Origin of the sequence: Providencia sp. (assembly GCF_052096715.1) — a bacterium.
In the GTDB taxonomy this organism is placed as follows: Bacteria; Pseudomonadota; Gammaproteobacteria; order Enterobacterales; family Enterobacteriaceae; genus Providencia.
The window spans coordinates 1-12,803 of the sequence record NZ_JBQDNB010000002.1; the positions used below are offsets into that span (position 1 = coordinate 1).

General features: G+C 38.8%; 9 protein-coding genes. 3 read left to right on the forward strand and 6 right to left on the reverse strand.

Annotation, left to right across the window (positions count from 1 at the left end; genetic code table 11):
- Window positions 1-1,759 (forward strand): fimbria/pilus outer membrane usher protein (locus tag ACTH6U_RS01830; RefSeq protein ID WP_441831454.1); only part of this gene is annotated, 1,759 nt, incomplete at its 5' end.
- 9 nt (window positions 1,760-1,768) lie between these two features.
- Window positions 1,769-2,809, forward strand: a complete 1,041-nt coding sequence (locus tag ACTH6U_RS01835; protein WP_441831455.1) for a fimbrial protein — start codon at window positions 1,769-1,771, stop codon at window positions 2,807-2,809.
- A 137-nt stretch (window positions 2,810-2,946) separates the two neighbouring features.
- Here the strand turns inward: ACTH6U_RS01835 and pyk are convergent, their stop codons facing one another.
- Window positions 2,947-4,389, reverse strand: a complete 1,443-nt coding sequence (gene pyk, locus ACTH6U_RS01840; protein ID WP_294103451.1) for a pyruvate kinase — start codon at window positions 4,387-4,389, stop codon at window positions 2,947-2,949.
- 200 nt (window positions 4,390-4,589) lie between these two features.
- Window positions 4,590-5,435 carry a MurR/RpiR family transcriptional regulator gene (locus ACTH6U_RS01845; protein WP_336428991.1) on the reverse strand — a complete coding sequence of 282 codons (846 nt, stop codon included), beginning with the start codon at window positions 5,433-5,435 and terminating at the stop codon, window positions 4,590-4,592.
- A gap of 578 nt (window positions 5,436-6,013) precedes the next feature.
- Between ACTH6U_RS01845 and zwf the strand changes: the two genes are divergently transcribed.
- Window positions 6,014-7,489 (forward strand): glucose-6-phosphate dehydrogenase, encoded by a 1,476-nt coding sequence (gene zwf, locus ACTH6U_RS01850; RefSeq protein ID WP_294103455.1) that lies wholly within the window; start codon window positions 6,014-6,016, stop codon window positions 7,487-7,489.
- 123 nt (window positions 7,490-7,612) lie between these two features.
- Here the strand turns inward: zwf and ACTH6U_RS01855 are convergent, their stop codons facing one another.
- The 4 genes from ACTH6U_RS01855 to ACTH6U_RS01870 form a co-directional block, all read right to left on the reverse strand.
- The gene (locus ACTH6U_RS01855; RefSeq protein ID WP_294103457.1) at window positions 7,613-8,392 is read right to left on the reverse strand and encodes an ABC transporter ATP-binding protein; all 780 of its coding nucleotides are present in this window, start codon (window positions 8,390-8,392) and stop codon (window positions 7,613-7,615) included.
- Window positions 8,393-8,486: 94 nt separating this feature from the next.
- On the reverse strand, window positions 8,487-10,568 hold the full coding sequence (locus ACTH6U_RS01860) for a TonB-dependent receptor (RefSeq protein WP_441831456.1): 2,082 nt from the start codon (window positions 10,566-10,568) through the stop codon (window positions 8,487-8,489).
- A gap of 159 nt (window positions 10,569-10,727) precedes the next feature.
- Window positions 10,728-11,789 (reverse strand): FecCD family ABC transporter permease, encoded by a 1,062-nt coding sequence (locus ACTH6U_RS01865; RefSeq protein WP_441831457.1) that lies wholly within the window; start codon window positions 11,787-11,789, stop codon window positions 10,728-10,730.
- Complete coding sequence (locus ACTH6U_RS01870; RefSeq protein ID WP_434718887.1) at window positions 11,786-12,793, reverse strand: FecCD family ABC transporter permease; 1,008 nt, start codon at window positions 12,791-12,793, stop codon at window positions 11,786-11,788. Before ACTH6U_RS01870 ends, ACTH6U_RS01865 begins: the two co-directional genes overlap by 4 nt.
- Window positions 12,794-12,803: the final 10 nt, after the last annotated feature.

Here is a 12,803-nt window from a genome sequence, read left to right on the forward strand (position 1 = left end):
CCATTTAATCTTAGGTGAAACGGCATCTGACAATGGCATAATGAAAAGTCATTCTTATTATGGTGTTAAACTTGTATCGAATGAAAATATGTTACCACAAAGTCAACGTGGATTTGCGCCGATTATAATGGGTATCGCGCAAAGTAATGCGCTAATTGTCGTTCGGCAAAATGGCCATATTATTTATCAAACATCAGTGCCTCCCGGTAAGTTTGCACTTAATGATTTATACCCAACTTCAAGCAGCGGGGATTTAAACATTACAATTGAGGAAGCTAACGGTGCAACACGTTCTTATATACAGCCTTTTTCTACTGTACCTATGATGCAAAGAGCTGGCTCACTAAAGTACAGTATTGATATTGGGAAATATAATGTTAGCAGCGCTAAGCGTAAACCTAATTTTATGCAAGCTAGTGCATTATATGGACTACCTTACAACGTTTCCCTATATGGTGGGTTTATTATTTCAAAAGATTATCAGGCTTACAGTATCGGGTCAGGTCTGAATTTAGGCCGAATTGGTGCTATTTCTGCTGATATTACCCATGCTACTACTCAACTATGTAATAATATTAACGCGAGTGGCCAGTCTTATCGTGTGAATTATTCAAAGTACTTACCGAAAATCGGTACTGCATTTTCATTAGCATCGTATCGTTATTCAACCGATAGTTATTATGACTTTTCAACATCAAACAATAATGGCTATGAGAGTGGAAGAAAAAAACAACAAATTCAATTATCAGTATCACAGTCTCTCGCTGATATTGGATATTTATCGCTTAATGGCTATCAACAATATTATTGGGATAAATATGCAATAGATAAAAATTTAACATTAAGCTTCAGTGGCTATTATAATAGGGTAAATTATGGTATTTCTTATTCATATTATCAACAAGATAACGATAAATCAAATGACGAAATACTTTCTTTAAATTTTTATATTCCCTTTGATTTGGCGAAAAAAAATAATTGGTTAACTTACAATTACAATACCAGTAAAAAAGGTGATTTAATGAGTGCTGTGAGTATGAGTGGAACGAGTTTAGTAAATAATAATCTCCAATATGATATTTCCCAAAAATATAATCATAACCGGAAAGAATACAGTAATTCTGTGGATATTAATTATTTCGTATCGTTTGGTGACTATAATGCGGCTTATCATTATGACCCACGTTATCATTCAGTTAATTTAGCGGCTACAGGGGCATTATTACTTCACTCGGATGGTCTAACCGCTGGACGTACTATGTATGATGCAGCCGTATTAATTAAAGCAAAAGGTATTAACAATCTAAAAATAAATAATGGACAATCGCTTTATACCGATATTTTTGGTTATGCTGTTATTCCGTCAGTTACGGGTTATGAGCGTAATCAAATTAGTGTAGATACTGCAACACTTAGCGCAAATGATGATGTAGGAAAAAATACGATAACAATAGTACCTACACAAGGTGCGATTGTGCTTGCAGATTTTGAAGCAAAACGCGGCGCACGAATTTTATTGAAATTATCTTATAAAGGTAAATTGATTGCCTTTGGTTCATTGGTATCTGTCTTTACTAATGGAAAGCTCATCACTAATGGGATCGTTGCAAATGATGGTGAGGTTTATTTAAGTGGTATTCCTAAAGAGCATCACATAGTTGTTAAGTGGGGAGCGAAAGATGAACAACAGTGTGGATTATCTGTGCCACTTTCATTAGATATTGGTGAAATTCAATTCATTGAGCGAATGTGTCAATAGGAGGCTGTTATGATAAAATTAGGTTCTGCTAGTTGTGTATTGGCTTTTATATATTCTCAATTAGTGCATGCAGAATTTAGCGCTAACGTTAAAACCAAGTTTAGTGCTGAATTTACATCACGAACAGTACCTATATTATCACCTATTTATGTACCAAGAACGGCACCGATTAATAGCTATTTAGATTCTGTTGATTTAGGAACATACACGCCTTGGGTTTGGTGGAATGCGATCGGAATGACTGAGGTTGGCATTTATTTACCGGTTATTGTTGGAGCAGATACAAGAATGTTAGGAGGCGCTTATGTCAAAGAGATAAATCGCTCAGGTATTGGATTTGTATTATATGGTAGCGTTAATTCTCCCTGTTCTGGTGGCGCTTACGTAGATGGTGTAAATACCAAAGATGATAATCTAAGTAATCGTATTCTTTGTGGCACAATGAGTCGTTCTAATTATTATTCGGTGACGTTAAGAGCTGCATTTTACAAGATCAGAGATCGCGTTCAAACTCAAATATTACCAAGCACACGAGCTGCTATGTTAGTGCTATATAATAATGGTTTTATTACTTCAGATAGTAATGGAAATCTAGAACCTAACATCTGGATGGGACCTATAAATGTGGTATCGGGTGGCTGTGACATTATTAATAAAACAATTACAGTTCCGTTCGGTAAAGTGGATAAATCTACTTTTTTTGGGGTTGGTTCAACAAGTGCTAACAGCCAACGTCACTTTCAAATTAATTTAGATTGCGACCCTATATCGCCGATTAAAATTACCTTTATTGGTACTGCGGATTTAAATAAAACACCAGGAACTATCGCATTAAATGATCCTAATGGCAGCCACACGGCAAAAGGATATGGGATACAAATAAAATATAATAATCAGCCGATTAAATTAAACCAACAAATGACAATTTTAGAATCCAATAATACTGGACAATATAGCATTCCACTTGAAGCGTCTTATATTCAAACCTCGTCGATAATGAAGTCAGGCAAAGCAAATGGCACGTTGCAGTTTAACATGCAATATCACTAAACTGATTAGATTCAAAATATCGAAAATTATTTATTTGAGTAGGGCAAGATTAGAAAAAATTCAGTAAAAAGAAAAGAAGTAGGGGAGCTATTGCTAGCCCCCCTAGATTAGTTATATTGGCTTACTATTTCGTTTATTTATTCGACTTCTAATATGCGGCAGGTATTGGTACTACCGATAGTGCCCATCAAGTCACCTTGAGTGACAAGTACAAGGTCGCCTGTCATTAGATAGCCATTATCACGTAAACGAGTTACCGCTTCGTTTGCAGCTGCAATTCCATCGGTATGGGTGCTACAAAATACTGGGGTCACACCACGATAAAGTGAACATTGGTTTAAGGTTTTTTCGTGGCGAGACATAGCAAAAATAGGTAAACCTGAACTGATACGTGACATCATGCGTGCTGTACGGCCAGACTCCGTCATTGCAATAATTGCTTTAACCCCTTTAAGGTGGTTTGCAGCATACATAGTTGACATGGCTATCGCATCTTCAGGGCTGTTAAACTCTGCATCTAAGCGGTGTTTAGAGATATTTAGACCTGGCATTTTTTCTGCGCCAAAGCAAACCTGAGCCATTGCTGCTACGGTTTCTGCTGGGTATTGACCTGCAGCAGTTTCTGCCGAAAGCATGACGGCATCTGTGCCATCCAGAACGGCGTTAGCAACGTCCATAACTTCAGCACGCGTTGGCATCGGATTAGTAATCATCGATTCCATCATTTGTGTCGCAGTAATCACAACACGGTTTAATTGACGTGAACGGCGGATTAATTTTTTCTGTACTGCGACAAGCTCAGGATCGCCAATTTCAACACCTAAATCGCCACGGGCAACCATAACAACATCAGATGCAAGGATCACTTCGTCCATGATTTCATCAGTAGCAACCGCTTCTGCTCGCTCAACTTTTGCGACAATTTGGCATTCACAGCCTGCATCACGCGCTAATCGACGTGCATAATTTAAATCTTCACCTGAGCGAGGGAAAGAAACCGCTAAATAATCAACATTAATTTTTGCGGCTGTTTTGATGTCTTCTTTATCTTTTTCAGTCAATGCTTCAGCAGAAAGACCACCACCTAATTTGTTGATGCCTTTATTATTTGATAGTTGGCCACCAACAGTGACTTCAGTGAAGACTTGTAACCCTTGAACTTCACGTACTTTTAATTGAACGCGGCCATCATCAAGTAATAAAATATCACCAGGAACAACATCAGCAGGTAGGCCTTTATAGTCGATACCGACTTTTTGTTGGTCGCCTTCACCTTTACCTAAGTTTGCATCTAATGTGAATTTGTCACCAATATTGAGGAAAACCTTACCATCTTTAAAGGTTGAAACACGAATTTTTGGTCCCTGTAAATCACCGAGGATAGCAACGTGGCGACCCAATCTAGCGGCGATTTCACGCACTTTATTAGCGCGAATAATGTGGTCTTCTGGAGTTCCGTGAGAGAAATTAAGGCGAACAACGTTAGCGCCAGCATTAATGATTTTTTCGAGGTTATTATCGCGATCAGTTGCTGGACCTAGTGTTGTAACAATTTTAGTTCTTCTAAGGCGTCTAGACATGTATTACTCCGTTGACCTGTAATGGTACTGATAAAAGGATGAAACCGTTTCACCCCATTTCGAAACCTGTTTACTGCAAATAGTGATGCTGACACGAGCACAGCTATTATAGTCTGCTAATTATTTTATGCTATCAGGACTGTAAAAGTATTAAAGCCTGAAAAGCGAAGAAAACAGCTTCATTTGAACAGTTATCTGTTTCATGCATTATCAAACCGCGAATCGCGTAATGCTTCTTTGACGCGTTTCAAGTTATCTCTAAATTTTTCGCCTCTTCTTAAAGTAAAACCCGTCGTTAAAACATCAATCACAGTTAATTGTGCCAAACGAGAGACCATTGGCATGTACATATCAGTATCTTCAGGGACATCAATGATAATAGAAAGCGTGGCCTCTTGTGACAGCGGGGAATTTTCTGAGGTAATGGCGATGACTGTTGCATCATTTTCACGCGCTAAACGTGCCATATTCACTAATGCTTTGGTTCTTCCTGTATGAGAAATCAGCACGATGACGTCACCCTCGCTACTATTGATGCAGCTCATACGTTGCATCACAATATCATCAAAATAAATGACAGGAATATTAAAGCGAAAGAATTTATTCATTGCATCATGTGCTACGGCAGCAGATGCACCAAAACCAAAAAAGCTAATTTTGCGTGCTTGTGTTAGTAAATCAACTGCTCTATTGATGGCGCCGATATCAAGCGAGTGTTTGACATTATCTAACCCCGCCATTGCTGATTCGAATATTTTATGCGTATAAGTGTTAACGGTGTCGGTTTCTTCTATATGCCGATTAACATAGGGTGTGCCGTTCGCCAAGTTTTGCGCTAGACGTAGTTTAAAATCAGGAAAGCCCTTGGTATCCATTTTACGGCAAAATCGATTGACAGTAGGTTCGCTGACTTCAGCGAGTTGTGCCAAGGTGGCAATACTGAGATGAATGGCCTTTTGTGGCATACCTAAAATGACTTCAGCAACTTTTTTTTCAGATTTACTCAAAAAATCAAGACTGGTTTTCATTTGTTCTAAAATATTCATATAGCAAAAGTGCCTATTTCATCAAAAGGAGAAATTTTTCTGCCATCACGATATCCTGTGCTAATTATTGGTTATAGTTTTAAAGGCAGTCTGTATAAATGAAAATATACTATGTGTTAGCGGTGAGTTATCTAGCCATAGGGAATAAATGACTGATTTTTTGTGAAAGTTTGACCAGTATCTAATTTTCATATCAGTAAACTCACTACATATTTTGTTGTTTTATTTCAATTGTGAATTTTATTTAGCTTATAAATTAAATGTAGAGATGAAAGACACTAAAAATGCCTAGTGATTTGCTGTTTTTTTCAGCATAAAAACTGTGAGCTGCATCATCAATATTTACTGAGCACTTGCAAAAAGGTACATTAGCAAGAAGTAGCGCTAATTTTTAACAAAATGACAATAACAGCCTATCCCATTAGGCTATTTTTACCCGCTAAATTGAAATTGGGTCGTCTTAAAGATTGCTATGTATCAGTGTATGCTTTGATTTTTTAGCGATTTAGATTCAAATTAGCATTAACATTATGCCTAATGGGATAGGCTCTAAATTCCGCAAATTGAGGAGAACCAATATGGCGGTAAATAAAGCTGCTCAAGCTTGTGACTTGATTATTTTCGGTACTAAGGGAGATCTCGCTCGTCGTAAATTGCTTCCTTCTTTATATCAACTAGAAAAAGCAGGTTACATCCATCCTGATACACGTATTATCGGTGTGGGTCGGGCGCAATGGAGCCAGAGCGATTATATCGAATTCGTTAAACATGCATTAGATGAATTTTTAAAAGAGAAACTTGATACCGCACTTTGGGAGAAATTAAGTGCGCGTTTAGATTTCTGTAATTTAGATGTTAACGAAACGGATAGCTTTGTACGTCTTGCTGAGATGCTGAAACAAGATTGTCAGCCTGCAATCCATTATTTTGCTATGCCACCGAATACTTTTGGCGCAGTATGCCAAGGGCTTGGTCATGCAGGGTTAAATAAAATGCCAAACCGCGTGGTGATGGAAAAACCATTAGGAACGAACTTGGCATCTTCTCAAGAAATCAATAATGAAGTTGCAAAATATTTTGATGAAAGCCAAGTTTATCGTATTGACCATTATCTTGGTAAAGAAACGGTTTTAAACTTATTAGCATTGCGTTTTGCTAACTCGTTATTCATTAATAACTGGGATAATCGAACAATTGATCATGTCCAGATAACAGTTGCAGAAGAAGTTGGTATAGAAGGGCGTTGGGGTTATTTTGATCAAGCGGGTCAAATGCGTGATATGGTGCAAAATCATTTACTGCAAATTCTGACCATGATTGCGATGTCACCGCCTGCAGATCTCACAACTGACCGTATCCGTGATGAAAAAGTTAAAGTTCTGCGTTCATTACGCCGTATTGACCATACTAACGTACGCGAAAAGGCGGTACGTGGACAATATACTGGTGGTTTTGTGCAAGGTAAAAAAGTGCCAGGCTATTTAGATGAAGATGGCGCGAATAAACAAAGCGCAACGGAATCATTTGTTGCGATACGTGTGGATATTGACGATTGGCGCTGGGCAGGAGTTCCATTCTACCTGCGTACGGGAAAACGCTTACCGGCAAAATGTTCCGAAGTAGTTGTTTATTTCAAAAAACCAGCGTTGAACATTTTCTCTGAAAGTTATCAAGATTTACCTCAGAACAAACTAACTATTCGTTTACAGCCAGATGAAGGCATCGATATCGAAATAATGAATAAAGCGCCGGGGCTAGATCATAAGCACCGCTTGCAAACCACAAAACTCGATTTGAGCTTCTCCGAAACGTTTAACCAGACGCACCTTGCTGATGCTTATGAGCGTTTATTGCTTGAAGCAATGCGTGGTATTCAAGCGCTGTTTGTTCGCCGCGATGAAGTTGAAGAGGCATGGAAATGGGTTGACTCAATCATGGATGCTTGGGCAATGGATAATGAGCCACCTAAGCCGTATCAAGCGGGAACATGGGGTCCTATTGCCTCTGTTGCAATGATCGCTCGTGATGGTCGTTCTTGGAATGAATTTGAGTAATATTTTACCTTATTTTTAGGGTTGAAATAGCCTAATAATTCAAAAAAGCATCGTCAATAACACCCCAATATTAGGTTTTAATATTGGGGTGTTTTTATGTCAAAAATAAAAATTTGACTATATTTATCGGGGAACAACCATTGGTGTACCAGTAATAGGATCGGGAATAATTAAACAGGCTAAATTAAAGACTTGTTGAATGAGCTGCTCATTAATAATATCTTGCGGTTTCCCTTGAGCAAATATTTGCCCTTTTAACATCACAACTAAATTATCTGCATAGCGACAAGCTTGATTCAAGTCATGCAACACTGTCACAATAGTGCGCCCTTGTTCTTGATTTAATAATTGAAAAATAGTTAATAATTCAATTTGATAAGAAATATCGAGATAAGTGGTAGGCTCATCTAATAACAGAATTTCTGTCTGCTGTGCTAATACCATCGCTACCCAAACACGTTGGCGTTGTCCACCAGATAAAGCTTCCACGGGCTTATTTGCATATTCGGTGGTTTGTGTCACTTGCATTGCATTTTCTACCGCGTTCTTATCCTCATGGCTCCATTGGTGAATTAGACCTTGATAAGGAAAACGACCTCTCGCCACTAAATCTATCACAGTAATACCGGGAGGCGCTTGCATGGTTTGTGGTAGTAGCGCAATTTGGCGTGCAAGAATTTTAGTTGGATAATGAGATAAGGGTAAATTATCAAGAGAGACATGACCTTCCAATGGTTTGAGTAAACGACATAAACTGCGTAGTAAAGTCGATTTACCACAGCCATTAGGACCAATAATCACCGTGACCTGTTTATCTGGAATAGTTAATGAAATATCTTGGCAAATAGTGGTTTCTTGATACCCCAGTTTTAATTTGTGCGTTTGTAATCGGTTAATATTCATGAAGGATTCTATTATCTTTGTTTGAGAACGAATAAATCTGAAAATAAACAAATATTAAAGGTGCCGGTTAATCTAACACCTTTATTAATCATGATTAGAAGCGTAATTCTACAGTAGCCCCTAGTATTCTAGGGCGCTGATAAATTGCAGTTTCAATGTTGTTATCTGGAATAAGAATACGTTTATCAGAATCAAATAGATTCTGTGCGTAAAGGGTTGTACGTCCCCATTTGAAATCATAACCTAACTGTAGATTAGCAAGCCAAAATGAGTCGACTTTAGAGGTCTCGGTATTATTCGATTGAGAGAAATAATCGCCAGAGAACTGTACATTACCACTAACGTCAATCGATTCGGTTAATTGATATTTTGCCCCTATGTTTGCTGTGTAATTAGGTGCACGAGCAAGTTCCTTGCCCTCAATTCCGCTATCGCCAAAATCTTTAATTTTCGTTTTTAATAATCCTATTCCCGTATTGAGTTCTAATGATTCAATAGGTTGATAAGCAATACTTAATTCTGCACCATAGGTTTCTACTTTTTTCGCATTACGAATAGTTGTTGAATCAGGACCTAGATAGAAAGGTAATTGCATATCCTTGTAATCGTTATAAAATAAGTTGGTCATAATAGACAACTTGTTATCAAGCAAACTATTTCGCCCGTAGAGGCTATAGTTCCACACATACTCAGGGGAGTAGACGTAAGTGACAATCGGTTTTCCTAATGTGACACCTGCGCCGCCTCCGTTATAACCTCGCCCAACAGCAAACCCAACCGTTTGATTTTTTGCAGGTTTCCATGCTAAGTCAGCTTTAGGTAAAAATGTATTATAGGTTTCATCAAAATCAATCATCACTGTAGAGCTGCCACCTTTACGTGTATGTTGTTCACGCTCAAAACGACCCGATAATGTGATATCAATTTCAGGGACCACAGTGTAAGTCAGTGAACTATAAGCTGATGCAGTATTGGTTTTATCATCGAAATAGCTGCCACCAAATAAATTCACAAATTCATCTTGTTTTGAGTGAAAATAACGCAAACCAACTATTCCACTGAGTATTTCATCGTCAGTTTTAAAACGAACCATGGGTTCGAGTTCAAATTCTTTTGCTTCAATATCGGCGCGTGGGCTTGGTGCTTTGGTTAAGCGATGAGTTGTAAAGTCGGTATAAATGAGCGTATTTTCTAGTGTGATATTTTCATTCGTTTCCCATGATGTGTTCCATATACCGCTGGTAGTTTTACGTTCAATAACGGGGCGGAAACGTGCTGGTGCTTCTGGCGCTAAGTTACTGGCCATTTTTGCTTCATTTTGTGGCGACCGACTATCAAGATGGCTAAACGTTAACTTACTTTTAAATTCAGGCATATCAAGAGGTTCATATAAAAGCTTACTACGGATTGTTGTTGATTCAATATCGCGGGGGTTACCTGCGGGGGAATAGCTATCCATTTTTGTAAAACTTTCACGTTCTTGTTTCTCGACAGTAAAGCGAAATGCCAATTTGTCATCAATTAATGGGCCTGAAACCATCGCCGCAGTTTGTTGTGAGCCTTGTTGCCCCAATCCGCCTTTTACCGCACCTTCCCAATAAAACGTGGGGTCAAGTGTTTTGACTAAAATAGCTCCTGCAATCGCATTACGGCCTTGCACATAACTTTGTGGGTCACGAAAAATTTCAACTGTATCAACATCCCAAAGTGATTGTGCACCATAACCAAACTCATTATAGGTAAATGAACGGCCATCTACTGAAAAATTGACACGAGGGCGGGTACCACCTAAGAAGGCGATAGCCCCTTGTGCTGGGCCAGAACCATCAACACCACGGATAGCGGGAAGGGCATTACTATTTCCGGTATCAACAACATTGGGTGTCATCTGTAAGAGCGTATTTACGTCTGCATTTGGAATAGCTTCAATTTGTTTAAAATCATAAACCGTGACACTAGAACCTGTGTCATAAATAGATTTATTTAATTTTTCGCCTGTAACAATTAATACATCACCTTGGCTATCACGTTTTTTATTTTCGTTAACGGTAGTTTCTTTTTCAATCTCTTGTGCGCTAACGGTGAGAGGTATGGCCCAAAGTGTTGTCACTAAGGCGGCTTGAACCATTGTTGTTATCGTTGCTTTTTTTGTGTATAGAGTAAAAACACCAGACATTAATCTTTTCCTTTCATGCTATTAGCATGGTACAAGATGATTTGTAAGCTGCCCTTATTATTTCCAGTCTTAAAAAGAATAGTGGATTACTATTCTGAAAATACATCCCTAAAAAATATCTAACTTATTATTAGTATGATGACGGATTATTTTTATTAACTAGATCCTCTGTGTTCGTGCTAATAGCCAAAGTAAATAGCCTCCTCCAATGATCCCAGTCATTAAGCCAACAGGCATCATGACATTGAAAGGTAATTGCTGAGCAAGTGTATCGGCAAAGGTCAGTAACAACGCACCCATCAGTGCAGAACCGATAATCGGTAGTTTGCCTGAGTGGCTTAGCCGGATAACTAATTGGGGGGCTGCAAGTGCCACAAATGCGATAGGTCCTGCACAAGCCGTTGCTAATGAGGCAAGTATGACTGCACTAAAAATCATCATCCAACGTACTCTCGGGACATTCACGCCTAGTTGTTGTGCCATATCATCCCCCATCTCCATTAAAGTGAGCGATTTGGCATATAGAACAATAAAGGGAATTAATAACAGTAAGCCAATATAAATAGGGTATACATGGAACCATGTTCGGGCATTGAGTGAGCCAGCAAGCCACAAATTGGCAATAGTTGCATTATCAATATTACCCTTAACAAGTAAAAAACTATTAAAAGCGTGTAAAATGGCACCAATACCAATACCGACAAGGATCAAGGTATAACCTGACATTACCCCATTTTTAAATGATAGAAAGTACACCAATAATGCGGTTAATAACCCACCCGCTAAAGTCGAAAAAGCAATAGCGGAAATACTGCCATTAAAGATAATTATTTGCAGTAGTGCGCCAGTTGCCGCACCAGTGGTAAAACCAATAAGATCTGGAGAGCCTAAAACATTTCGCGAAATAGATTGGAAAATTGCACCTGAAATACCAAGGGCTGCACCAACACCGATTGCAGTTAATAAACGTGGCAATCGAATATCCATGACTATTTTTTGTTGAATCGTTCCGTGTTCTTCACCTGTAAAGATACTGATTAACGTCGTGAAGTTGATAGGGAACTTTCCTGACGTGATTGCCCAAAAGCTTAATGACATAATTAATAGGAATAAAATGGTAGATATGAACATATCTCGAGGTGTGAAAACCCATGAAAATGAACGAAAATGCAAAACTAGGGTGCGATTGTGCCGACTCAATTTATTATTTTCACATTTCATAATGTTATGATCCGCCAGCGTTTTACGAGGTAGATAAAGAATGGTCCACCAATTAATGAAATCATAATGCCGACACTAATTTCACTCGGTGCGCCAATTATCCGCCCTAAGCAATCCGCAGCTAACATGAGTGTTGCACCTATTAACATCGACATTGGAAGAATGCGCCGATATTCACTTCCGACTAGACGTCGAGCAAAATGGGGAGCCGTTAATCCTAAAAAACTAATAGGGCCAACCGCTGCGGTTGCACTACCTGCGAGTAATACAATGGCCGTAGTTGAAAGTAACCAGACTCGGTTTTGATTTGTGCCTAACGTCTGGCTAAAATCATCACCTAAAGCGACAATATCTAATGATCTTGTTAATGAATAGGCGAGGATACTGCCTATTCCCACTAAAATCGAAATCGGGAAAAGTACCTCAAAACTTCTACCTTGCAAAGAGCCGACAACCCAGTGCCTAAATTGGTCAAATACGCGTTCATCGCTATTGACGGTCACCATATGGGTAATTGCGAGTAAGATTATTGACAGGGCAACCCCTGATAAGACCATTTTTACAGGATTTAACCCTTGGCGGATACCACCAAGAAGGTAGATGGCAATTCCAGCTAAAAATGCGCCGAGCAGACCAAACCACATATATACGGTAACATCAGTGATGCCAGTGAGTGCAATAACGGAAACAATAGCAACCATTGCACCTGCATTAATACCGAATAATCCAGGGTCGGCAAGAGGGTTACGGGTGAGGGCTTGCATTAACGTCCCCGCAGCACCTAAAGCAATACCGATAACAATAGCGAGTAACGTGCGAGGCAATCGTAAATAACGGACAAGAAGATGTTCACTATCTTGAGGATCAAAAAGCGTAAATGCGTGCCATGTAGTTGATATATCCACAGAACGACTACCTACGCATAAACTTATTATGGCAAATAGGAGTAAGAGTAAAAAACATCCTCGTACTCCCCAATTTGTTTGGCGATTAATGGAAGACATTGGCTTAAGT

Coding starts and splice junctions, on each gene's coding strand:
- ACTH6U_RS01835 (WP_441831455.1), top strand. CDS start 1,769: ATGATAAAATTAGGTTCTGCTAGTTGTGTATTGGCTTTTATATATTCT.
- pyk (WP_294103451.1), bottom strand. CDS start 4,389: ATGTCTAGACGCCTTAGAAGAACTAAAATTGTTACAACACTAGGTCCA.
- ACTH6U_RS01845 (WP_336428991.1), bottom strand. CDS start 5,435: ATGAATATTTTAGAACAAATGAAAACCAGTCTTGATTTTTTGAGTAAA.
- zwf (WP_294103455.1), top strand. CDS start 6,014: ATGGCGGTAAATAAAGCTGCTCAAGCTTGTGACTTGATTATTTTCGGT.
- ACTH6U_RS01855 (WP_294103457.1), bottom strand. CDS start 8,392: ATGAATATTAACCGATTACAAACGCACAAATTAAAACTGGGGTATCAA.
- ACTH6U_RS01860 (WP_441831456.1), bottom strand. CDS start 10,568: ATGTCTGGTGTTTTTACTCTATACACAAAAAAAGCAACGATAACAACA.
- ACTH6U_RS01865 (WP_441831457.1), bottom strand. CDS start 11,789: ATGAAATGTGAAAATAATAAATTGAGTCGGCACAATCGCACCCTAGTT.
- ACTH6U_RS01870 (WP_434718887.1), bottom strand. CDS start 12,793: ATGTCTTCCATTAATCGCCAAACAAATTGGGGAGTACGAGGATGTTTT.